Raw genomic sequence first — 21,174 nt, forward strand, 5'->3', positions numbered from 1 at the left:
ACGTCCTCAGCCAGCTTTGCCGGCGGAGGCGAGAGGACCTTCTTCGCTGTTTTGTTTGGGCGCAGGTTGCCCTTTAATGTGAACGGTGCCACCTTCGCGGACCGACTGGACACCTTCGGTAACAATCGCGTCGCCCAGCTTAATATTCGCATCAACCAGAACATTGGCGGCATTGCGCTGGACAATACGAACCGGAACGCGGCTAGCTTTGTCGTCTGCAATCTTCCAGACATAGGCACCGTCAGTGCCCCACTGGATCGAGAGTGGGTCCACCGCAGCATAAATGTCGCCCGGGAATGCAATGGATATCTGGAAAGCCATGCCTTCGCGTAGCGTATCTTTCGGATTGGTGATGCGTGCCTGCACGTGCAGAGTACGGCTGGCGGGATCAACCCTGCTGTCGATCGCGCTTACCGAGCCTTGAAATGTTTCGCCGGGGCGCGCAATTGAGTTCGCAGATACGGGAGCGCCAACGGCAATCAACGGCGCAAAACGCTCCGGAACCCAGAAGTCGACAAGAACTTCTGAGCGGTCGTCAATCGTAGCGACCTGCGTAGAAACGGTAATATAATTGCCCGCATTGACAGGTAGAATACCGATTATGCCGCTGATGGGCGCCTTGATATCGCGCCGGTCCAAGGCCAGCTCTGCCTCGCGCAAATCCAATGCCGCGTTCTCCACCGCAAGTTCGGCATCAGAGACCTGAACGGCTGACACCGTATTGGTTGTACTGAGGTTTTCAGCGCGCTTCAGCTTGTTTTGCGCATCTTTGAGCGCACTTCTAGCCTTTTCCGCAATAATCGTCTCAGCTTCTGAATCAAGCTTGGCGATGACGTCACCGGCCATGACTTTTGACCCGGACTGGACAAGCAATTCCGTCATTCTGCCAGCTGCAAATGGTGTAACTGAAACGGAGCTTTTGGCTTTTCCGGTACCGATTGCTGAAAGCCGGTCATTGATCTTGGCTTCAGTTGCCGTTTTCACAACGACAAGCGGCAAACTCTGTCCGCCACCCCGCCTGCCGGAGCCTGCTGCGGTTTCGGCGGTTACATTGGAGGGCGGAACAACTCCCGCCTTCTTTAACAGCTCATTGGAACCTGGGGAAAAATACAACCAGCCAGCTCCAGCACCAACCAGAACCAATATGGCAATCAGAATTTGTTTCCAGGCCTTCATCCAACACTCCAAGGCCGGTTCCGGTAAGGAGCCAGCGAATACTTTCGTCAAGTGCATCTGCGATCCGCAGAGAGCAACTCTATCTGTTGCAGAGAATAAAGCGCTTTGATGTCGCCGTTAATGACAAATCGGTGAGATTACAAAGATTTAATTGAACGGTCCAAATCAACTTTGCCCGTGAAATGAAGTTTCTCCGTCGCTCTTCTTGATGAGTGGGGTCTGCCGTGCAACATGGCGGGCGACATATTCGTAAGGATGGCATTCGATGGCGACCAAAACCGATATAGCGCGGCGTGTTTTCAACCATACGTGGAAATTGGACCCCATCGTCCGCAGCCTGCTCGACACGGATTTTTACAAACTCCTGATGCTTCAGATGATTTGGGGCGTTTATCCCAAAGTGGATGCCACCTTCACGCTCATCAACCGCACCACTAAAGTGCGGCTGAGTGACGAGATTGACGAGCAGGAATTACGCGAACAGCTTGATCACGCGCGGGAAGTGCGTTTCACAAAGAAAGAGATGATCTGGCTCGGCGGTAACACGTTCTACGGCAAGCGCCAGATATTCGAGCCGGATTTCCTGAGTTGGCTGGCAAATTTCCAACTACCCGAATATGAGCTGATCAAGCGCGATGGCCAATATGAACTCAATTTTCACGGGCCGTGGATGTACACCACCATGTGGGAAATTCCCGCGCTTACAATCATCAACGAATTGCGCTCCCGCGCGGCGATGAAGCGTTTGGGGCGGTTTGAGCTTGATGTGCTTTATGCCCGTGCGAAGGCCAAAATGTGGACTAAGGTCGAGCGCTTGCAAGCTCTCCCCGACATCAGAATTTCCGATTTCGGCACCCGACGCCGCCACTCATTTCTGTGGCAGCGCTGGTGTGTTGAGGCATTGAAGGAAGGCATTGGCGCTTCATTTACCGGCACGAGTAATGTGTTGATGGCGATGGATAATGATCTGGAAGCGCTTGGAACAAACGCTCACGAACTACCGATGGTTCTGGCAGCACTGAGCAAAACCAAAGAAGAACTTCTGGCATCGCCCTATAAGGTGCTTCAGGACTGGAACCGCTATTATGGCGGTAATCTTTTGATAGTACTTCCCGACGCCTTCGGTACAGCGGCGTTTCTGCGCGATGCGCCGGATTGGGTTGCAGACTGGACGGGCTTTCGACCCGATAGCGCGCCGCCCATTGAAGGCGGCGAGAAAATCCTTGCTTGGTGGAAAGCCAAGGGTAAGGACCCGCGCGAAAAATTGCTGGTGTTTTCCGATGGGCTTGACGTCGATACGATTGAGGAAACCTATCGCCACTTCGATGGGAAAGTGCGTATGAGCTTCGGCTGGGGCACCAATCTCACCAATGATTTCGAAGATTGTGCGCCACGGTTCAACGACCAGTTAAATGCGATTTCGCTGGTGTGCAAAGTCAGCTACGCCAATGGCCGCCCGGCTGTAAAGCTTTCGGATAATCCCAAGAAAGCCACTGGCGAGCCTGCGGAGATAAAACGATATTTGGAGATTTTTGGCGCGGAAGATCGCGTGGAGCAGACTGTAAAAGTCTGACCCACGCGATCGGTTGGCTTTGCAAGCTCGAACGGAAAACCGGTGCCCACTTTTCCTGAGCTTGCTTTTACAACTACTGCAGCATCACCGTGCGCAATTCATGCTCCTGCGCGCCGACAAGAACGTTTTCGCGTTCATCGGAAAGCACAATAGGATCTCCATTGGCTGCAAAGAGCGCCCAAAGCTCAACACCAGGCGCCATCGGCGGAAGAGCCGGAAAGCTGGTGGCGAGATCATCGGTCTTTACCTTGCGCAGATAAGCTACCTGACCGGCGCCGAGACGGGAGAATTCAAGTTCGGTAAAAGGATTCGTTTGCATTATAGCCTCCTTATTTGGACAGTCTCTGGTGAGCCCTGTCCTGTTAGAGCCCTGATCAGTCTTCGACCGCAATATTGATGCGCTTGACCAATCGTTCAGGTTCCGGCCGGTCGAGGTCGATCGACAGTAGCCCATTCTTCAAAGTGGCATTGCTGACCCGCATTCCATCGGCAAGAACAAATATGCGCTGGAACTGGCGGGCCGCGATGCCGCGATGCAAATATTCGCGCGTTTCTTCATCGGTCTGGCGACCGCGAATAATCAGCTGGTTATCTTCAGTGGTAACTTCGAGATCGTCGCTGGAAAATCCCGCCACGGCGAGAATAATACGCAACTGCTCACGATCGTTATTGCAACGGATACGCTCGATATTATATGGCGGGTAGCCGTCGCCGGATTTGGCGATACGCTCCAACGTCTTTTCCATCGAATCGAATCCAAGCAGCAATGGGCTTGAAAAAGGTGTCATTCGTGTCATCCAAGCAGTCCTTTAGTAAAGCGACCTAAAGCAAAACCCGTAATTCAACAGCATTTCGCTCCTGTACTCAGATATGGTCTATCGACCTTGAGACTTCAAGAGAGTGCGGCATATAGATGAGAGAAACCGACAAATGGCACGTAAAATCATAATCGATACAGATCCGGGGCAGGACGACGCTCTCGCGATTCTTTTGGCTTTTGCCAGCCCGGAACTGGATGTGCTGGGTATTACAGCCGTTGCCGGCAATGTGCCGCTTGCCTTGACCGAGGTGAATGCGCGTAAAATCTCCGAATTGGCCGGGCGCTCCGATATGCGTGTCTTTGCCGGTGCGGATCGTCCGTTGATGCGCCCCTTGATCACGGCCGAACATGTTCACGGCAAGACCGGCCTCGATGGTCCCGACCTGCCTGAACCGTCCATGCCTTTGCAGGATCAGCATGCGGTCGATTTCATTATCGAGACTTTACGCAGTGAACCGGCGGGAACTGTCACGCTTTGCGTGCTTGGACCACTTACCAATATCGCCCATGTTCTGTTGCGCGCGCCAGAACTTGCACCGAGGATCAAGGAAATCGTCCTGATGGGCGGTGGCTTTTTTGAGGGTGGCAACATAACGCCGACTGCCGAGTTCAATATCTATGTCGACCCACAGGCTGCGCAAATCGTGTTGCAGTCAGGCGTTCCAATCGTAATTCTGCCGTTGGATGTGACACACCAGGCCCTGACCACTGCTAAACGCATCGATCGGTTCCGCGCTTTGGGCACCAGATGCGGCGACGCATCAGTCGCCCTGCTTGAGTTTTTTGAACGTTTCGACGAAGAAAAATATGGCAGCGATGGCGGACCTTTGCATGATCCCAATGTGATCGCCTATTTGCTCAAGCCGGAGCTCTATACGGGGCGTCACTGCAATGTCGAAGTGGATGCAGCTAACGAATTGACGTTCGGCATGACGGTGGTTGACTGGTGGGGGATTACTGACCGCCCGAAGAATGCTTTTTACATTCGGAACGTGGATTCTGATGGCTTCTTCGAGCTTTTGACCACCCGCATAGCAACGCTGCCATAAATCAGGCTGCAACGCTGTCCTTCTGAGTGCCTGGAGCGAGAGTAATCTCCAGGCCATTCAGTTCTTCCGTCATGATCAGCTGGCATGAGAGGCGGGAGTTCTCCTCGACGTGAAATGTCACGTCGAGCTGATCGATTTCTTCATCCAGCGGTGCAAAAAGCTTCTCAGTCCATTCCTCCTCGACATAGCAATGGCAGGTGCCGCAAGCAGCAGCGCCGCCGCATTCCGCCTTGATGTCGAGGCCCCAATCCCGAATGACTTCCATGACACGGAAGCCTTCCAAGGCCTCCAGCGTATGACGTTCGCCCTTCTGATCGGTGACGTGGATGTAAAGAGAATCAGACACTCAAGCTGCTTTCAGTTTCTTCTGGAGGGATGTTGAGGACGTCGTATACTGGAAAACGATACGTTCGCCAGGGGCCACGATCCGTTTTGCTGCATGGGACATCAAAGCCGCCTCATGGAAACCTGACAGGATAAGCTTCAGCTTTCCCGGATAGGTATTGATGTCGCCAATCGCGAAAATACCGGGCTCTGATGTCTCGAATTTCTCCGTATCGACCGCGATCAGATTCTGATCGAGGTTCAGGCCCCAATCCGCGATTGGACCTAGCTTCATTGTCAGGCCAAAAAATGGCAGCAAACGGCTGGCCTCGATAATTTCTTCCCCGGCTTCGCCGCCCTTCAGCAGCACCTTTGATATCTGGCCATCCGCGCCCTCAAGGCTACCAAGTTGCCCCATGCGGAATTTTACACGGCCTTCTTTTTCAAGCGCCCACATCTTGTTGACACTGTCGGGAGCGGCACGGAATTCCGGGCGGCGATGCACCAGCGTGACGGACTTGGCAACGGGCTCAAGATTTAATGTCCAATCAAGCGCAGAATCGCCACCGCCAACAATGACAACGTCATGGCCGCGGAAAGCCTCGATCTTGCGAACAGCATAGTGGACGCTGACGCCTTCATAATGTTCGATTTCCGGCACAGGCGGGCGCTTGGGCTGGAACGATCCACCACCAGCTGCAATGACAATGACCTTGGTCAGGAAAACTTCATCCGCATCGGTTTCCACACGGAATCGACCATCTTCAAGACGCGTAAGGGCAGTGACCATTGTGGAAAAATGGAATTGCGGATCAAAGGGAGCAATCTGCTTCAAAAGATTATCGGTCAGATCCTGCCCTGTCACTTCCGGCAGACCCGGAATGTCATAAATCGGCTTTTCCGGATAGAGTTCGGCGCATTGGCCGCCCGGACGATCAAGAATATCGATGACATGGGCGCGCAGGTCCAAAAGGCCAAGCTCGAATACGGCAAAGAGGCCAACAGGACCGGCACCGACGATAACGACATCTGTTTCAATAAGTTCTGACATATAAGTGCTTTCCAACAAACCGAATTGAATTTTATTGTTTCAGGCGCCCGGAACCCGGCGCCAGCTATAGGCGCCCGGTACGGTGTGCGAACCTCTACCGGGCTGATAATAGCCGGGTGCATCATGCAGATTGTGCTCCGCAAGGCGTGTCAGCGTTACGGCATGTGTAACCTTCATCGTATCGAAACCGGTACGCAACATGTAGGCGACCTGATCGATCAGCACATCGCCCACCGCACGCAGCTCTCCCTTGAACTGATGTTGGTTTTTCAAGATGTCCGCCTTCGAATAAGAGCGGCCATCGTTGAAAGCCGGAAACTGCAGCGCAATAAGCGGTATTGTATCCAGCAATGGCAGAAGAGGGTCGATACTTTCGCCCGGCGCGACCGATACCCCGATCTTGCGGTTGGTATTGTTGCGGATGCTCTCATCCAGGCCTAGCCATGCAGCCAGAGGAAGAATTACAGCCGGCGCATCACCTGTTTCTTCGAGTGTCTCAGCGGCAATGTAAGGATCTTCACGAAATCCTTCGCGACCCCAAAGTTCACCAGCTACGCTTTCAGAAATGTCACTCATAGGCTCGAATCCGTCAGGGAAATATTGCTCAATTGATCGGTAAGTCCCGTCAGGTGGATACCGCATTCTGTTTTGCCGCTGCCAGCCCAACGACCGGAACGCGCATCTTCACCTTCTTTCACCGGCTGCGTGCAGGGCATGCAGCCGATCGAACGATAGCCTTCTGCCACCAGCGGATGCGCAGGCAAGTGGTGCGCGACCATATAGTTTTGCAGATCAGCCGATGTCCATTGGGCCAGCGGGTTGATGCGAATACGCTCACCCACCGATTCAAACACAGGTAATGCATTACGCGTCGATGCCTGAAACTGTTTGCGACCGGTCATCCATGCCCGATAAGGCGCAACGGCCCGGGCCATCGGCTCCACTTTACGGATATAGCAGCAGCGATCCTTATTGGTCATCGACATGGCGCCATAGGGATCCTCATCCTTGAGCGTCTGCTGCAAGGGATGAATGTCATGAACATCTGTCATGCCCAATTCGCCAACAAGCTCGTCACGATAACGCAAGGTTGCCGGAAAATGTTTGCCGGTTTCCAGAAACAGAACCGGCGTGGCACGATCCACCTGCGCGATCAGGTGCAAAAGCACAGAGGATTCCGCGCCAAAAGAGGAGACAACAGCAATTTCTTCATTGAACAAATGATCAATGGCCAGCTCGATAATATCGGCCGGTTCAAGATTCCCATAGCGGGCTTGAAGCGCGCGCGCTTCGTCCGCCACGGTACGTTCATTTGTCTCAAGCAGCATTTGCAGTCTCGTTATAAAGCGCGTCCTTGAACGGTGCAGCGCCCAGACGGCGATAGGTTGCAAGGAAGTTTTCTTCCTTGTCCGTCCGCACCTGAAGATAGCGGTCAACTATGGTTTCCACCGCATCGACGATTTCTTCGGAAGAGAAGCCGCGACCGGTAATATCGCCAATCGTGCAAATCTCATCACCGGAGCCACCGAGCGAAATCTGATAAAGCTCTTCGCCCTTCTTCTCAACGCCGAGAATGCCAATGTGGCCGACATGATGATGCCCGCAGGCATTGATGCAGCCGGAAATCTTGATCTTGAGCTCGCCAATATCCGCCTGACGTTCCGGCTGGCCGAAACGCTCTGAAATGCGCTGTGCCACCGGAATGGAACGGGCATTGGCCAAAGCGCAATAATCAAGGCCGGGGCAAGCGATGATATCCGTGATCAGCCCGGCATTGGCTGTTGCTAGGCCATCGGTCAGCAGCAGATCATAAACAATGGGCAGATCAGCAATGGCGACGTGCGGCAGAACGAGATTCTGTTCATGGCTGACGCGGATCTCATCATTCGAGAACTTCTCGGCGATATCTGCCACCAGATCCATCTGCGCGTCTGTTGCGTCGCCTGGAATACCACCAATCGGCTTCAAGGAGATCGTCACGACCCCGTAGTCCGGATTCTTGTGCGGCGTTACATTTTGATCGACCCAGCGCGCAAAGGAAGGATCGGCCTTACGCGAGATCGCAAGCTGCGACCAGCCTTCGGGACGCTGCGGCAGGTTTGGCATGCGGAAATAATTGTCGATGGCATCAACATCCTGTTGCGGCATCTTCAAGTCGGTATCCTTGATTGCCTGCCATTCAGCCTCGACCTGACGGGTAATTTCCTCGGTGCCGGTTTCATGCACTAGGATTTTAATACGTGCCTTGTATTTGTTATCGCGGCGGCCATGCAGATTATACACACGCACGATTGCCGTCGTGTAGGTCAGCAAGTCCTCAATGGGCAGAAAATCCCGGATCTTTTTGGCAACCATCGGCGTGCGGCCCTGGCCGCCACCAATATAGACAGCAAAGCCAAGTTCTCCGGCTTCATTCTTTTTCAGATGAAGCCCGATATCATGGACCTGAATGGCTGCGCGATCCCGATCAGCACCGGTGACTGCGATCTTGAATTTGCGTGGCAGATAGGAAAATTCCGGATGCATTGACGACCACTGACGGAGAATCTCCGCATAGGGACGCGGATCGGCAACTTCATCAGCGGCGGCACCGGCAAAATGATCGGCTGTGACATTGCGGATGCAATTGCCCGATGTCTGCAAAGCATGCATTTCGACAGAGGCCAATTCATCAAGCACCGCTGGCATATCGCTCAAAGCCGGCCAATTATACTGGATATTCTGTCGTGTGGTGAAATGGCCATAACCGCGATCATAGTGGCGCGCAATATGCGCCAATTTATGCATCTGCCGACCTGACAATGTGCCATAGGGGATCGCAACACGCAGCATATAGGCATGCAGCTGAAGATAGACACCATTCATCAAACGCAGCGGGCGGAACTGCTCTTCAGTCAGCTCGCCAGCAAGACGCCGCTCAACCTGATCCTTGAACTGCTCGACGCGGGCAGAGACAAACGCGTGATCAAACTCATCGTAACGATACATTCTATGCGGACCTTCAGAAATTAGGCGGCGTTGGCGCTGGTTTTCTCGGCTTGCTTGCCAAGATCAAGACGGATTGTCGGGCCGAGCTGGCGGATACGTTCGCGCAGACGTAGCGGATATAGGTTTGTACCGCGTTCCTCAACATCAATGACATTAACGTCGATGACGAGATTGGACTTTATCGCGGCTTTACCGGCTTCCTCAAGCGCTGCCACAGCCTCGGCATGACGTGCGATAAGGGCACCATCAATAAGGTCGAGCCACTCACCATTGGCACCAAGCCAAACTGCTTCGCCATCGGTCAGGCGGTTCGCTGTTAAAACTTTGACACTCATGATCATCATCCTTGCGGTTCAGACAGCTTGCGCTGCCATGTGGCGCTCAGCCACGAAATCTTCAAACTTTGTCTTCGTTGCAGAAAGCGGTTCTGCCAGATGAATGGCGGCACCGGCGACAGCGTCGCCAATAACAACCATGACCGGCCCTTCCAGATCGCTGCGCTGTTCAAGTGCTGGCAAATCCTTCAATGTCCCGTGGAACATGCGACGTTCCGCACGTCCGGCATTTTCAATCACAGCAACGCCGGTATCCGCATGAAGGCCAGCCTCAATCAGGCGATTGGCAACGGAAGCGGCAACACTTCGGCCCATATAAACGGCGATGGTTGCACCGGAAATAGCCAGGCGTGCCCAATCCGGCAGTATATCGCCCGTCATATCGTGGCCAGTGGTAAAGACCAGCGAGGATGCAACGCCGCGCAATGTGAGCGGAAGCTGCATATCTGCTGCGGCAGCGAAGGCAGATGTAATACCAGGCACAATCTCAAAGGCGATACCGGCATCGCGCAAAGCGGCCATTTCTTCGCCAGCGCGACCATAAACCAGCGGATCACCAGATTTCAATCGAACGACGCGCTTGCCTTCGCGGCCAAGCGTTACAAGAAGATCATTGATCTCGCTTTGGCTCTTGGAATGGCAACCCTTGCGCTTGCCCACAGACAGTCTCGTGGCATCGCGGCGGCCCATGGCAACAACAGCCTCCGGCACCAGCGCATCATAAACAATCACATCAGCTTCCATCAGGACGCGGTGCGCACGCAAGGTCAGCAAATCCTCAACGCCGGGCCCCGCCCCTACCAACCAGACATAGCCTTTGGGAGAACCCTGATTTTCGAGCAGATTTGCGGCGGCGTCATGGGCTCCGGTCAGATCATTCTTATAAACATTGCTTGCTACATCGCCCGAAAAGAATGAGCGCCAGAAAATGCGCCGCGACAGTCCCTTTTTCACCAGCCGTTCAACGGCAGGCCGATAGGCATTGGCGAGACGGGCCAGATCCCCGAGACGCGGGGAGAAAGCCGCATCAATGCGTGCACGGATGAGCTGGGTCAGTACAGGGCCCGTACCCTCAGAGCCTATGGCAATGGCGATAGGCGCGCGATTGACAATGGCAGGTGTGTAGAAGTCACACAGATCAGGACGGTCAACGACATTAACAGGAATATTCTGGCGGCGCGCTTCATCGGCAATGGCAATATCCTGACCTTCATCGCCAGTGGCGACAAAGACCAGCTTTGCGCCGGTCAAATGCTTGGGAGCAAATTTTTCTACAATATGGTCGTAATTGCCGCTCCGCAAAAAGGCGGCAAGTTCTGGTTCCGGTTCGGCAGCGACTATGCGGATGGTGGCACTGGTTTGTGTCAGAAGACGGGCCTTGTTCAAGGCCTCTTCCCCATTGCCTATAACCACAAGCACCTCGTTCCGAACACGGAAGAAGGCTGGAAAGACAGATAGCTGGTTGGAACGAATAGGCATGAATCGTGGGTATCCCAATGGCTATGGGAATTATCCGATATCAATGACCTGATTATAAGAAACAGAAATGCGCCGTTTCACGCGCAGGAGCATATAATTTCTGAAAAACCGAAGGTAATCGGATTCTCTTTCTGCGCCATACATAGTTGCACCTCCCCTCGCTCCATAAAAGGAGGTGGGAAAGGCCAAAGGAACGCAGCCGCAAATGAACGGCGCTCGATACACGACCATTCTTATCGGGTTTAAATTCGATTGCAAGTTGTTTTTTATTTTTTCATGACTGTCGGGATCTGACAATTCTATTCGTCATTCGGAAGTGAGTTATCAAACAGAGAGGATTTTATCCCGATGCGTATGATTTTCGTAAACCTGCCGATCAAGAATCTTGCTGCTTCAAAAGCCTTTTTTGCGGCTTTGGGGTTTAGCTTCAATCCGGACTTCTCTGACGAGAAAACAACCTGCATGATTATCGAAGAGAATATTTTTGCAATGTTGATGGAAGAAGACCGCTTCAAGGACTTCATCAATAACGGCATTAGCGACGCAACGAAATCTCAGGAAGTGCTTATTGCGCTTTCGGCAGCAAGCAAGGAAGAAGTCGATGAGACTTTTGCAAAGGCGATTGCTGCGGGGGGCAAGGAATGGAAGCCAAAGCAAGACTATGAAGGCTTCATGTATGGATGTAGCTTTCAGGATATTGACGGCCATGTCTGGGAAATCGTCCACATGGTGCCGCAAGCCCAATGATGCTCAGGCGGTAAATATAGCCGGAACATGAACGGGCCAACGCCAAGGCAAGATCGCAACCAGATCAAAGCGAAGCGAAAGGCGGTCATGACCCGGCTGACGGGCCAGCCATTGGTCAGCGGCAGCCTCTATTCGGCGCATGGCGAGCGGATTGACCGAATCCATCGCCTGCTGAAGCGTACGCCGCGCTTTGACCTCAATGATGAGGACAATATTGCCGCGTCGCGCAATCAGATCGATTTCTCCGAGCTTCGTGCGATAGCGGCGATCCACAATCCGATAGCCTTTCAGAACCACAGCAAATGCAGCGAGGCGTTCGGCAGAGTGGCCGCGACGGTAAGCTTTATGACGCTTGTCCTTCGCGCCCATCGGCATTCCTACTTCATCGCCAGCAAACGTTGGTAAAGCTCGCCTTTTGGGCGGCCTGTCATGCGGGAGGCTTCCCCCGCCGCCTTTGCAGGCGACATTTCCTGACTGAGGGCTTTCAGCAATGCGTCAATATCCTCATCGCTGCGCGCCACATGTTCATCTTGCCGTGGTGGTCCGATCACCAGAACAACCTCACCGCGAATACGGTCTTCACCATCGAACTCCGCAGCAAGTTCTTTTAAAGGCAATGTAGTCACCGTCTCATATGCCTTGGTCAACTCGCGGCAGAGCGAGCCTTGGCGCTCAGGTCCGAAAGTCTCAACCATATCGGCCAGGGTCGCTGCGGCGCGATTGGGCGATTCGAAGAACACCAGCGCGGCATCCAATGTCTTCAACTGTTCCAGCTTTGCCCGGCGCTGGCCCTGTTTGGAGGAAAGGAATCCGGCAAAGTAAAACGCATCCTTGAACAGGCCAGAAGCAGTCAAGGCTGCAAGGACAGAGGATGCGCCAGGGATTGGCACGACACGAATGCCAGCCGCTTTGGCTTCAGGAACAAGCCGCCCGCCTGGGTCTGAAACCAGCGGCGTACCGGCATCGGAAATGAGCGCAACGCTCTTTCCGGCAAGGAGTGCCTCGATAATTTTGGGCCCTGCCATCTCGGCATTGTGCTCGTGATAGGCGTAGGGACGGCGGGAAATACCATAGCGATCAAGCAGGACGCGGCTGACGCGCGTGTCCTCGCAAGCGATAATGTCGGCTGCCGCCAAGGTCTCAATACCGCGAAGGGTCATGTCGCCAAGATTGCCTATGGGTGTCGCCACGATGTAGAGCGCAGGCTCAAGAGGCCGCGCACGATAGGACGAACTGCCAATCTGGTAGCTCCGGTCCTTTTCATCAGATTGGTGGGCCTCAGACACGCTTTATCCTCAAGCTGCGAGATCAGCGATAACGGCATTGAGCACGATAGCGCCTTCGGGTGTTGTGCGGATGCGACTATTACCGATATATTCGATAAGCCCCTGTTCCGCCAAAGAGATTACACGGCTTTCCTTGACACCATGGCCGGTCAGGCGCTCATAACGGGAAAGATCAATACCCTCTACCAGACGCAGGCCCATCAGCAGAAACTCGTCTCCCTCCTGCTCGCCCGTCAGAAACTCTTCTTCGACAATGCCATGGCCATCCGCCTCGACCTTCTGCATCCATGTTTCAGGATGACGCTCGGTGATGGTTACAGCACGCGTACCATTTTCGATAAAACGCCCATGGGCGCCTGGACCAACTCCAACATATTCACCATAGCGCCAATAAACGAGATTATGCTGGGATTCTGCGCCCGGCGCGGCATGGTTTGAAATCTCATAGGCTGGCAGACCATGCTTTGCAGTGACTTCTTGCGTTTCAGCGTAAAGTGCCGCCGCGTGGTCGCCGTCGGGCGTTATCAGTTTTCCTGCCTTCCATAGATTGTAGAAAGGCGTGCCCTCTTCAATTGTCAGCTGGTAAAGCGACAGATGATCTGCCGCATAGGAAATTGCTTTGGCAAGCTCGTCCCGCCACGCTTCGATGGTCTGGTCCGGTCTTGCATAGATCAGATCAAATGAGAGCCTTGGAAAAATCTCCCGCGCAAGCTTGATCGCAACCAGCGCTTCGTCAACATTATGCATGCGGCCAAGACGACGCAGATCAGGATCATTCAGCGCCTGAACCCCCAAGGACACCCGATTGACACCAGCCGCGCGATAGCCACGAAAACGATCCGCCTCAACGCTGGTTGGATTAGCCTCCAGCGTAATTTCGATATCGTCCGGCACATGCCAGTTGCGCGCGATCTCGTTCAGGACAGAGGCTACGGTTTCCGGCTGCATCAAGGATGGTGTGCCACCACCCAAAAATATGCTGGAGACTTTGCGCTGACCCGTACGCTCGCGCATGGTTGCCATTTCGCGGGCAAATGCCGCTGCAAAGCGTGGCTGGTCGACAGCTTGATGCCGGACATGCGAGTTGAAATCGCAATAGGGGCATTTCGCCATACAAAAGGGCCAGTGGACATAGATCCCGAAGCCGGATTCGGACCTATGGTCGCTATGACTCATGCAACGTCCAGACAATCTTTGGCAAATAGCTGAAAGGCGCGGGCACGGTGGGAGAGCGCCAATTCATCGCCGGGTTTCCAGCCATGTTTTTGTTCTGCGGTCATTTCACCGAATGTTGTGTCGTAGCCTTCCGGCCTGAAAACGGGATCGAAGCCGAAGCCAGCTGTGCCACGCGGCGGCCAGACGATTTCGCCTTCCACTTCACCGCGATAATAATTTGCTTCGCCATCGGGCCAAGCAAGGCAAATGACAGAAACAAATCGACCGCTACGGTCTTCAGCCTTGGTCACACCCGCATCCTGAAGCGCCGTTTCGACCTTCTGCATACCATGCGCAAAGTCGCGCTTGCCATCCGGCAATTCAGCCCAATTGGCCGTGTAGACGCCGGGATTGCCGTCCAAAGCATCGACACACAGGCCGGAATCGTCAGAAAGCGCCACCAGCCCAGTGGCTTTGGCAGCGGCAAAGGCCTTGATATAGGCATTCTCTTCAAAGGTCGTGCCTGTCTCATCCGGCTCGGGCAGACCTAGCTCTGCGGCAGAGACGACCTCAAAACCAAAAGGACCAAGCAGATCAATCATTTCGTTGATCTTACCCTGATTGTGGCTGGCAACCAGCAGCTTGCCCTTTTCGAGTGTTCTCATTTCAGATTCCATAATTTTGGTTCGGCGAACTCGACCGAATTACCGGCGGGGTCACGAAAATAAAGCGAATGTGCGCCACTTGGCCAATCGAATTCGCTTTCGATGGCAATGCCATGTTTCTCGAGATGGGATTTCCATGCAGCAATTTCATCCCGTGTGGCGCGAAAACACACATGACCCGGACCTTCCGCTCCATGCTTTGGAATAGGCAGCCCACCAGCGGGGCGCTGTTTCAGCTTTTCCGCGTTGAAAACGATGAGTACACCTGCCCCGCAGACGAAGAATGCAGATTCTTCCCCTGCCCGCAAAATGCACTCAAGCCCGAGAACGCCACTATAGAACTGCGCCGCAGCCTCGACGTCATCAACATAAAGCGCTGTTTCCAGAATAGATGATGGCTGCATGGTCATTACTCTTAGCTAACCGCCATTTTTTGCAGTGAGACCAGCCGCGTAATGCCATTACGGGCCAAATCCATCAGCGCCAGCAATTCTTCCTGTGAGAACGGTTCACCTTCGGCAGTACCCTGCACCTCAACAATTCCACCCTTGCCGGTCATGACAAAATTGGCGTCAGTCTGTGCCGTGGAATCTTCCAGATAATCGAGATCAATGACGGGCGTTCCGTTGGATATACCGCATGAAATCGCGGCAACATGATCCTTGAGAACCTTGTCAACTTTCAGCATCTGGCGTGTCTCCATCCAGCGCAAGCATTCATGCAAGGCAACCCAGCCCCCGGTGATTGCCGCAGTTCGCGTGCCGCCATCGGCCTGAATCACATCGCAATCAACCGTAATCTGCACTTCGCCCAGCGCCTGCAGATCAATGACTGCACGCAAGGAACGCGCGATCAGCCGCTGAATCTCAAGCGTGCGGCCGCCCTGTTTACCCGAAGATGCCTCACGGCGCATGCGATCACCCGTCGAACGGGGCAGCATGCCATATTCCGCTGTCACCCAGCCCTTGCCGCTATTACGCATCCAACCCGGTACTTTTTCCTCAAGGCTGGCTGTGCACAAAACATGGGTATCGCCAAATTTAACCAGGCACGAGCCCTCGGCATGTTTTGAAATGCCGCGCTCAAAGGAAATGGCGCGCATTTCGTCGGGGGCTCGTTTGGAGTGACGCATGGATAGACCTCTTGTTGATAAGCTTTCCGCCTTTTAACCGCGATGATGTTATGAAGCAAAGGCTTTGATGATTGCTCTAACAATGCTTATATCTATGGCACAGTCATGAGATAGATGAGGCATAATGAACAAAGCAGTCGCCCCGGAAGCACTCCAATCGCTCGATCAGAGATCACGCGATATTTTCCGGCGCATCGTCGAAAGTTATCTGGGCGACGGTGAACCTGTCGGATCGAGAAACCTGTCCCGCATATTGCCCGTCGCCTTGTCGCCGGCAACGATCCGCAATGTGATGAGCGATCTTGAACATCTCGGTCTCGTTTATGCGCCGCATATTTCCGCAGGACGCCTGCCCACACAGCTTGGGCTGCGTTTTTTCGTAGATGCCTTCATGGAGGTCGGCGATCTTTCATCTTCCGAACGCAATTCCATTGAGGCGCAGGTTCGTGCCGGTGATGCGCAGACCGCCGAGAACGTGCTGACACAAGCCAGCCAGATCCTGTCCGGCATGTCGCGCGGCGCGGGCCTTGTGCTCGCGACGAAGGTGGAAGGCGCGTTGAAACACATCGAATTTGTGCGGCTGGAACCAACCAAAGCCCTGGCGGTTCTCGTGACGCAGAATGGCGATGTGGAAAACCGTGTCATTGACCTGCCAATCGGTGTCACGCCCTCACAACTGATCGAAGCATCCAACTTTCTCAATGCGCATATTCAGGGGCGTACCATTACCGAGGCAAGGCAGGAAATCGCCCGCCTGAAGGATGAGACGCAACAGGCTCTCGATAGTCTTTCGCAGCATCTGGTGCAGCAGGGTCTGGCTATCTGGGGTGGTGACGGAGCTGGCCAGCCGGCACGCCTGATCGTCCGGGGCCGGGGTAATCTGCTCGATTCCATCCATGCGGAAGCCGATCTGGAACGTCTGCGCCATCTTTTCGATGATCTGGAAACCAAGGAAGGCACGCTGCAACTGCTCGATCTGGCCGAAGCCGGACCTGGTGTGCGTATTTTCATCGGTTCAGAAAACAAGCTGTTTTCGCTATCCGGCTCCTCTTTGGTAATTGCGCCCTATCGGGATTCCGAACAGCGTATCATCGGTGCGCTTGGTGTCATTGGTCCGACCCGGTTGAACTATGCCCGCATCGTACCGATGGTGGACTATACGGCACAACTTGTCTCAAGACTCTTGCGTTAGCGCGGTTTGCACTTGATTTTCGGACGCTAAACCTCGATATCCAGCGCAACTTACGAATATAGGACGGACTGGATAGATGACTGACGAAAAGAACAATCACGACACACCTGATCTCGATCAGCGCGATCTGAAAAATCCGCGTGATCGCGATGCGCTGAAACGCGCTGCCGATGATTTTCTGAAATCGCGCAAGGCCGAGGAATATGCTCTGGCCAATGAAGACGAAGTCGAGACAAATGCTCAAAACTGGGCCGAGCTGGACAAGCTGCGCGCGGAAAATGGCGACCTGAAAGATCAGCTTCTCCGCCTTGCCGCCGACATGGAAAATTTGCGCAAGCGCACCGCTCGTGACGTGCATGATGCGCGCAGCTATTCGGTTGCAAACTTTGCGCGTGATGTACTCTCGGTTTCAGACAATCTGAAGCGCGCGCTGGAGGCGATTCCCGCTGATGCGCTGGCGCAGGGTGATGCTGGCTTCAAGGCACTGGCTGAAGGCGTGGAAATTACCGAACGCTCGCTGATGTCGGCTCTGGAGCGCCACGGCGTCAAGAAGATTGAACCGCAGGGCCAAAAATTTGACCCGAATTTCCATCAGGCAATGTTTGAAATCCCAAATGCGGATGTTCCGCACAACACAGTGTTGCAGGTAGCACAGTCCGGTTTCGTTATTGGCGACCGCATGCTGCGCCCGGCTCTGGTTGGTGTTTCCAAAGGTGGCCCCAAGCAGGCCGCGGCTGAAGGTCAACCTGAACCCGGCCCAATTAATCCACAAGCGGAAAAAGACGCCTGAGCCAATCTGAGTGATTGAAAGAGCCGCATCCCCAAGGGACGCGGCTCTTTTCATTTTGGCCGCTGCGTGCTGTATCTTCCAGCCAGATAAATGCGCGGAGCACTGCCCATGACCATGATTCAGATATTCAATTATGCGGGCGTGTTTGTGTTTGCTGCCACGGGCGCGCTTGCCGCTTCCCGGCGACAACTCGATATAATAGCCTTTATCTTTCTGGCTGCTGTTACCGGGATCGGCGGCGGCACGTTACGCGATCTCATTTTGGGCGTTCCGGTGTTTTGGGTTGAGGACCCGGGCAATTTGCTCGTCTGCATGGCAGCTGCCTTCATTGTCTATTTCTCGGCAAACTTACTTGAGTCGCGCTATCGCTTGCTGTTGTGGCTCGATGCGATGGGCCTTGCGGCCTATAGTGTTCTTGGTGCTGCCAAAGGACTGGCTCTGGGCTTCGATTCCACAATCGCAGTTGTAACGGGAATTTTGACCGCAACCTTTGGTGGTATATTGCGTGATATCGTTTCTGGCGAACCGTCGGTGCTCATGCGCCGCGAGATTTACGTCACGGCGGCGTTGGCTGGCTCCAGCGCGTATACGCTTTTGTACAAACTCTCCGTTGCTCCCGAGATCGCAGCAGTTGCAGCCGCGCTCGCCGCTTTTGCCGTTCGCGGCGGAGCGCTATATTTCGGCTGGATATTACCCAACTATCACAAGCCCGGCCGCACCGATGAGGAACTCAAGCGGGACGGTTATATCCGCTCGGAATAGGTTTATAGCAACCCCGCCTGTTCAGCTGCCGTCTTCAGATTTTGTTGAGGGCGAGGACCGATCTGCTGGATTACGAGTCCAGCTGTCAGCGAGCCAAGTTTTGCACAGTCGGTCAATGACCGGCCACTGGTATAACCAAACAGAAAGCCCGCAGCATAAAGATCACCTGCCCCGGTTGTATCCACCAGTTCTTCAATTGCTATTGCCGGAACTGAAACGGTTACATCCCCCGACACGACGACCGAGCCTCTTTCGGAGCGTGTGATCGCAGCCAGCTTGCAATCCTTGCGGATCAACTCCAAACCGGTTTCGAAATCATCGGTTTGGTACAATGATTTCAACTCGGCTTCGTTGGCAAAGACTATGTCGACCGTGCCTGAACGCATCAAATCAAGAAATTCGTCACGATATCTGTCTACACAGAATGGATCCGAAAGCGTCATCGATACTTCGCGGCCATATTCGTGGGCGATTTTTGCGGAAAGCCGGATCGCTTCCTTCGCGCGGGGCGGGTCCCACAGGTAGCCTTCGAAATAGGTTACCTTTGCTTCAGAAACTTTCGAGCTTTCGACATCTTCCGGTCCAAGCTCAATGCAGGCGCCGAGATAGGTATTCATCGAACGTTCGCCATCGGGCGTTACAAAGATCATGGATCTGGCCGTGGGGGGCGGCGCCTGTAACACGCGCGTGTCGAATGCTACGCCTTGCGAGCGGATATCATGGGTAAAAATATGGCCAAGCTGATCATCGGCAACCTTGCCAAAATAAGCAGCACGGCCTCCAAGGCTAGCGATGCCAGCGGCGGTATTGCCGGCACTTCCGCCCGAAGCTTCGATCGCGGGGCCCATACGCCCGTAGAGAAATTCCGCACGCTCGGCATCAATGAGGTTCATTGCATTTTTGATGATGCCGTTCTTCACGATGAAATCGTCATCGGTGCGGGCAATGATATCGACAATAGCGTTGCCGATGCAAAGCACGTCATAGCTGGACATGAATTCTCCGGATTGCGAGGCCTTAGCGGCGATTACACCTTAAGTGAATATTCCGGAGCACTTGGTAGCGCGTCAGCAACGGCTTTACCACCCCCTCCGTTGCATGTTGCCTTGTCATCAACCATTACCGAACCTATGTCCCCTATATAGGAACAACTGGAGCACGGAACGCCATGATACTCGAAAGCGCTCGCGCTGCTGCTGGGCATCTATTCAGGCCGGAGTTCCGCTCCGTGCTGTGGAAATCGATCGGACTGACAGTTCTGCTGCTTGCTGGGGTGTGGTTTGGCTTGCGCGAACTCTTTGAAATTCTGGCTTGGCCATTTGTTGACCAAATGATGCCGGACCTGCCTTCCTGGGCTGGCTGGATCGGTTTTATCGCTGGGATTCTGGCAAGTCTGGGACTGGCTCTCGGACTGGCCTTGTTGATCGCGCCAGTGACCGCCATCGTTGCAGGCCTGTTTCTCGATGATGTTGCTGAAGTCGTGGAAAAAGAAGATTACCCGCTTGATCCCAAGGGAAAGCCTCTTCCGGCATTGCGCTCTTTTATTCTTTCGGCAAAGTTTCTGGGTGTCGTCATCGTCGGCAATTTCGTTGCATTGCTTCTGCTGCTGATCCCTGGCGTCAACATTATCGCGTTCTTCATGGTGAACGGCTATTTGCTGGGCCGAGAATTCTTTGAATTTGCCGCCATGCGATTCCGCCCTGAAATGGAAGCAAAGGCTTTGCGCTCCAAACATTCGACCACGGTATTTCTGGCAGGATTGGTGATTGCAGCTTTCATGGCCATTCCGATTTTGAACCTGCTGACACCCTTGTTTGCAGCAGCAATGATGGTGCATCTGCACAAGGCCGTTGCACAGTCCGAGCCTCCTGCGGCGGTGAGTTAAAAAACCTGAGGCGGCAGAGGCACCAGGGGCGCGGGTATTTCCGACGTCTTTTCGGCGGCCTTGCAGATATCGGCGATGACACAGGCAGGGCATTCCGGTTTGCGGGCCTTGCAAGTGTATCGCCCGTGCAGAATAAGCCAGTGATGAGCATGATAAAGATATTCCGCAGGAATAATCTTCATCAGTTTGTCTTCCACCTGTTCAGGGGTTTTGCCGGGTGCCAGACCAAGGCGATTGCCTATGCGGAAAATATGGGTATCGACCGCCATCGTTGCCTGACCGAAAGCCATTGAAAGCACGACATTAGCGGTTTTGCGCCCTACACCCGGCAGCTTGACCAGTTCATCCCTGTCATTCGGAACAACACTGCCATATTTGGTGATCAGCGTTTGTGAGAGCGTAATGACGTTCTTTGCCTTGTTACGCCAAAGGCCTATTGTTCGGATATATTCGCCGACTTTTTCTTCGCCAAGCGCCAGCATCTTTTCAGGCGTATCGGCAATTTTGAACAGCGCACGCGTCGCCTTGTTTACACCGACATCCGTCGCTTGTGCCGAAAGCACCACAGCAACAAGCAGCGTAAAGGGATTGACGTGCTCAAGCTCCCCCTTTGGTTCTGGCCTCTGAACCGCAAACCGCCTGAAAATTTCATGGATTTCCGCTGCAGTATAGCTCGTACCAGCCACGCGGCGAGGCTTGGGTGATACAGGGCTACTCACGCTAATCTGATCAATTTTATGCTTGGGATTTTCCATTTGCCTTCTA

At 53.9% G+C, this 21,174-nt stretch carries 25 protein-coding genes; 7 read left to right on the forward strand and 18 right to left on the reverse strand.

The genetic code is table 11. The features are described 5' to 3' along the window. Positions 1-6: 6 nt before the first annotated feature. On the reverse strand, positions 7-1,176 hold the full coding sequence (locus tag ACTJI9_RS10740; protein ID WP_354342955.1) for an efflux RND transporter periplasmic adaptor subunit: 1,170 nt from the start codon (positions 1,174-1,176) through the stop codon (positions 7-9). Between the two features lie 265 nt (positions 1,177-1,441). Between ACTJI9_RS10740 and pncB the strand changes: the two genes are divergently transcribed. Beyond that, positions 1,442-2,749: a nicotinate phosphoribosyltransferase gene (pncB, locus tag ACTJI9_RS10745; RefSeq protein WP_115054635.1), complete on the forward strand. Its 1,308-nt coding sequence runs from the start codon at positions 1,442-1,444 to the stop codon at positions 2,747-2,749. A 73-nt stretch (positions 2,750-2,822) separates the two neighbouring features. On the opposite strand, the gene ACTJI9_RS10750 is transcribed toward pncB, so the two are convergent. Further along, entirely contained in the window at positions 2,823-3,068 is a 246-nt protein-coding gene (locus tag ACTJI9_RS10750; RefSeq protein ID WP_115054634.1) for a DUF1150 family protein, read from the reverse strand. A 55-nt stretch (positions 3,069-3,123) separates the two neighbouring features. Further along, positions 3,124-3,546 (reverse strand): Hsp20 family protein, encoded by a 423-nt coding sequence (locus tag ACTJI9_RS10755; RefSeq protein ID WP_115054633.1) that lies wholly within the window; start codon positions 3,544-3,546, stop codon positions 3,124-3,126. A gap of 133 nt (positions 3,547-3,679) precedes the next feature. Here ACTJI9_RS10755 and ACTJI9_RS10760 point away from each other — a divergent pair, with 133 nt between their 5' ends. After that, positions 3,680-4,618 (forward strand): nucleoside hydrolase, encoded by a 939-nt coding sequence (locus ACTJI9_RS10760; RefSeq protein ID WP_440807890.1) that lies wholly within the window; start codon positions 3,680-3,682, stop codon positions 4,616-4,618. A gap of 1 nt (position 4,619) precedes the next feature. On the opposite strand, the gene ACTJI9_RS10765 is transcribed toward ACTJI9_RS10760, so the two are convergent. The 7 genes from ACTJI9_RS10765 to cysG are packed head-to-tail and all read right to left on the reverse strand — an operon-like array spanning position 4,620 to position 10,795. Next, a complete protein-coding gene (locus ACTJI9_RS10765) occupies positions 4,620-4,964 on the reverse strand; it encodes a 2Fe-2S iron-sulfur cluster-binding protein (protein WP_307281840.1) in 345 nt (114 codons plus the stop codon). Beyond that, positions 4,965-5,993 carry an NAD(P)/FAD-dependent oxidoreductase gene (locus tag ACTJI9_RS10770; RefSeq protein WP_307281838.1) on the reverse strand — a complete coding sequence of 343 codons (1,029 nt, stop codon included), beginning with the start codon at positions 5,991-5,993 and terminating at the stop codon, positions 4,965-4,967. Positions 5,994-6,032: 39 nt separating this feature from the next. Next, entirely contained in the window at positions 6,033-6,560 is a 528-nt protein-coding gene (locus ACTJI9_RS10775; protein WP_370878847.1) for a DUF934 domain-containing protein, read from the reverse strand. A 5-nt stretch (positions 6,561-6,565) separates the two neighbouring features. Next, positions 6,566-7,321 carry a phosphoadenylyl-sulfate reductase gene (locus tag ACTJI9_RS10780; RefSeq protein WP_440807895.1) on the reverse strand — a complete coding sequence of 252 codons (756 nt, stop codon included), beginning with the start codon at positions 7,319-7,321 and terminating at the stop codon, positions 6,566-6,568. Then, positions 7,311-8,981: a nitrite/sulfite reductase gene (locus ACTJI9_RS10785; RefSeq protein ID WP_440807898.1), complete on the reverse strand. Its 1,671-nt coding sequence runs from the start codon at positions 8,979-8,981 to the stop codon at positions 7,311-7,313. Before ACTJI9_RS10785 ends, ACTJI9_RS10780 begins: the two co-directional genes overlap by 11 nt. 20 nt (positions 8,982-9,001) lie before the next feature. Then, positions 9,002-9,316, reverse strand: a complete 315-nt coding sequence (locus ACTJI9_RS10790; RefSeq protein ID WP_440807900.1) for a DUF2849 domain-containing protein — start codon at positions 9,314-9,316, stop codon at positions 9,002-9,004. 18 nt (positions 9,317-9,334) lie between these two features. Continuing rightward, positions 9,335-10,795 carry a siroheme synthase CysG gene (cysG, locus tag ACTJI9_RS10795; protein WP_440807903.1) on the reverse strand — a complete coding sequence of 487 codons (1,461 nt, stop codon included), beginning with the start codon at positions 10,793-10,795 and terminating at the stop codon, positions 9,335-9,337. Between the two features lie 348 nt (positions 10,796-11,143). On the opposite strand from cysG, the gene ACTJI9_RS10800 reads away from it, so the two are divergent. After that, positions 11,144-11,542 (forward strand): VOC family protein, encoded by a 399-nt coding sequence (locus tag ACTJI9_RS10800; RefSeq protein ID WP_115054625.1) that lies wholly within the window; start codon positions 11,144-11,146, stop codon positions 11,540-11,542. Between the two features lie 3 nt (positions 11,543-11,545). On the opposite strand, the gene ACTJI9_RS10805 is transcribed toward ACTJI9_RS10800, so the two are convergent. From ACTJI9_RS10805 to rph, 6 genes are read right to left on the reverse strand one after another with little or no spacing between them, the layout of a single operon-like run. Next, the gene (locus tag ACTJI9_RS10805) at positions 11,546-11,911 is read right to left on the reverse strand and encodes a YraN family protein (protein WP_440807906.1); all 366 of its coding nucleotides are present in this window, start codon (positions 11,909-11,911) and stop codon (positions 11,546-11,548) included. An 8-nt stretch (positions 11,912-11,919) separates the two neighbouring features. Then, positions 11,920-12,783 (reverse strand): 16S rRNA (cytidine(1402)-2'-O)-methyltransferase, encoded by an 864-nt coding sequence (gene rsmI / locus ACTJI9_RS10810; protein WP_440808464.1) that lies wholly within the window; start codon positions 12,781-12,783, stop codon positions 11,920-11,922. Positions 12,784-12,837: 54 nt separating this feature from the next. After that, positions 12,838-14,004 carry a radical SAM family heme chaperone HemW gene (hemW, locus tag ACTJI9_RS10815; protein ID WP_115054623.1) on the reverse strand — a complete coding sequence of 389 codons (1,167 nt, stop codon included), beginning with the start codon at positions 14,002-14,004 and terminating at the stop codon, positions 12,838-12,840. Continuing rightward, the gene (rdgB, locus tag ACTJI9_RS10820) at positions 14,001-14,648 is read right to left on the reverse strand and encodes an RdgB/HAM1 family non-canonical purine NTP pyrophosphatase (RefSeq protein ID WP_354342968.1); all 648 of its coding nucleotides are present in this window, start codon (positions 14,646-14,648) and stop codon (positions 14,001-14,003) included. Before rdgB ends, hemW begins: the two co-directional genes overlap by 4 nt. Next, a complete protein-coding gene (locus ACTJI9_RS10825; protein ID WP_440807910.1) occupies positions 14,645-15,052 on the reverse strand; it encodes a VOC family protein in 408 nt (135 codons plus the stop codon). The genes rdgB and ACTJI9_RS10825 overlap by 4 nt, the downstream gene beginning before the upstream one ends. 11 nt (positions 15,053-15,063) lie before the next feature. Next, positions 15,064-15,780 (reverse strand): ribonuclease PH, encoded by a 717-nt coding sequence (gene rph / locus ACTJI9_RS10830; protein WP_307281811.1) that lies wholly within the window; start codon positions 15,778-15,780, stop codon positions 15,064-15,066. A gap of 124 nt (positions 15,781-15,904) precedes the next feature. Here rph and hrcA point away from each other — a divergent pair, with 124 nt between their 5' ends. From hrcA to ACTJI9_RS10845, 3 genes are all read left to right on the forward strand, one after another. Further along, the gene (gene hrcA / locus ACTJI9_RS10835; RefSeq protein WP_115054620.1) at positions 15,905-16,972 is read left to right on the forward strand and encodes a heat-inducible transcriptional repressor HrcA; all 1,068 of its coding nucleotides are present in this window, start codon (positions 15,905-15,907) and stop codon (positions 16,970-16,972) included. Between the two features lie 76 nt (positions 16,973-17,048). Further along, entirely contained in the window at positions 17,049-17,762 is a 714-nt protein-coding gene (gene grpE, locus ACTJI9_RS10840; RefSeq protein WP_115054619.1) for a nucleotide exchange factor GrpE, read from the forward strand. Positions 17,763-17,870: 108 nt separating this feature from the next. After that, a complete protein-coding gene (locus ACTJI9_RS10845; RefSeq protein ID WP_115054618.1) occupies positions 17,871-18,524 on the forward strand; it encodes a trimeric intracellular cation channel family protein in 654 nt (217 codons plus the stop codon). Positions 18,525-18,526: 2 nt separating this feature from the next. Here ACTJI9_RS10845 and ACTJI9_RS10850 read toward each other — a convergent pair whose 3' ends face one another. After that, complete coding sequence (locus tag ACTJI9_RS10850; protein WP_115054617.1) at positions 18,527-19,519, reverse strand: adenosine kinase; 993 nt, start codon at positions 19,517-19,519, stop codon at positions 18,527-18,529. A 173-nt stretch (positions 19,520-19,692) separates the two neighbouring features. On the opposite strand from ACTJI9_RS10850, the gene ACTJI9_RS10855 reads away from it, so the two are divergent. After that, complete coding sequence (locus tag ACTJI9_RS10855) at positions 19,693-20,409, forward strand: sulfate transporter family protein (RefSeq protein WP_440807914.1); 717 nt, start codon at positions 19,693-19,695, stop codon at positions 20,407-20,409. Here ACTJI9_RS10855 and nth read toward each other — a convergent pair. Beyond that, positions 20,406-21,164 carry an endonuclease III gene (nth, locus tag ACTJI9_RS10860; protein WP_440807917.1) on the reverse strand — a complete coding sequence of 253 codons (759 nt, stop codon included), beginning with the start codon at positions 21,162-21,164 and terminating at the stop codon, positions 20,406-20,408. The genes ACTJI9_RS10855 and nth overlap by 4 nt on opposite strands. Positions 21,165-21,174: the final 10 nt, after the last annotated feature.

The organism is Phyllobacterium sp. 22552 (assembly GCF_052044585.1).
In the GTDB taxonomy this organism is placed as follows: Bacteria; Pseudomonadota; Alphaproteobacteria; order Rhizobiales; family Rhizobiaceae; genus Phyllobacterium; species Phyllobacterium ifriqiyense.

Coding starts and splice junctions, on each gene's coding strand:
- ACTJI9_RS10740 (WP_354342955.1), bottom strand. CDS start 1,176: ATGAAGGCCTGGAAACAAATTCTGATTGCCATATTGGTTCTGGTTGGT.
- pncB (WP_115054635.1), top strand. CDS start 1,442: ATGGCGACCAAAACCGATATAGCGCGGCGTGTTTTCAACCATACGTGG.
- ACTJI9_RS10750 (WP_115054634.1), bottom strand. CDS start 3,068: ATGCAAACGAATCCTTTTACCGAACTTGAATTCTCCCGTCTCGGCGCC.
- ACTJI9_RS10755 (WP_115054633.1), bottom strand. CDS start 3,546: ATGACACGAATGACACCTTTTTCAAGCCCATTGCTGCTTGGATTCGAT.
- ACTJI9_RS10760 (WP_440807890.1), top strand. CDS start 3,680: ATGGCACGTAAAATCATAATCGATACAGATCCGGGGCAGGACGACGCT.
- ACTJI9_RS10770 (WP_307281838.1), bottom strand. CDS start 5,993: ATGTCAGAACTTATTGAAACAGATGTCGTTATCGTCGGTGCCGGTCCT.
- ACTJI9_RS10780 (WP_440807895.1), bottom strand. CDS start 7,321: ATGCTGCTTGAGACAAATGAACGTACCGTGGCGGACGAAGCGCGCGCG.
- ACTJI9_RS10785 (WP_440807898.1), bottom strand. CDS start 8,981: ATGTATCGTTACGATGAGTTTGATCACGCGTTTGTCTCTGCCCGCGTC.
- ACTJI9_RS10790 (WP_440807900.1), bottom strand. CDS start 9,316: ATGAGTGTCAAAGTTTTAACAGCGAACCGCCTGACCGATGGCGAAGCA.
- cysG (WP_440807903.1), bottom strand. CDS start 10,795: ATGCCTATTCGTTCCAACCAGCTATCTGTCTTTCCAGCCTTCTTCCGT.
- ACTJI9_RS10800 (WP_115054625.1), top strand. CDS start 11,144: ATGCGTATGATTTTCGTAAACCTGCCGATCAAGAATCTTGCTGCTTCA.
- ACTJI9_RS10805 (WP_440807906.1), bottom strand. CDS start 11,911: ATGGGCGCGAAGGACAAGCGTCATAAAGCTTACCGTCGCGGCCACTCT.
- hemW (WP_115054623.1), bottom strand. CDS start 14,004: ATGAGTCATAGCGACCATAGGTCCGAATCCGGCTTCGGGATCTATGTC.
- rdgB (WP_354342968.1), bottom strand. CDS start 14,648: ATGAGAACACTCGAAAAGGGCAAGCTGCTGGTTGCCAGCCACAATCAG.
- ACTJI9_RS10825 (WP_440807910.1), bottom strand. CDS start 15,052: ATGCAGCCATCATCTATTCTGGAAACAGCGCTTTATGTTGATGACGTC.
- rph (WP_307281811.1), bottom strand. CDS start 15,780: ATGCGTCACTCCAAACGAGCCCCCGACGAAATGCGCGCCATTTCCTTT.
- hrcA (WP_115054620.1), top strand. CDS start 15,905: ATGAACAAAGCAGTCGCCCCGGAAGCACTCCAATCGCTCGATCAGAGA.
- grpE (WP_115054619.1), top strand. CDS start 17,049: ATGACTGACGAAAAGAACAATCACGACACACCTGATCTCGATCAGCGC.
- ACTJI9_RS10845 (WP_115054618.1), top strand. CDS start 17,871: ATGACCATGATTCAGATATTCAATTATGCGGGCGTGTTTGTGTTTGCT.
- ACTJI9_RS10850 (WP_115054617.1), bottom strand. CDS start 19,519: ATGTCCAGCTATGACGTGCTTTGCATCGGCAACGCTATTGTCGATATC.
- ACTJI9_RS10855 (WP_440807914.1), top strand. CDS start 19,693: ATGATACTCGAAAGCGCTCGCGCTGCTGCTGGGCATCTATTCAGGCCG.
- nth (WP_440807917.1), bottom strand. CDS start 21,164: ATGGAAAATCCCAAGCATAAAATTGATCAGATTAGCGTGAGTAGCCCT.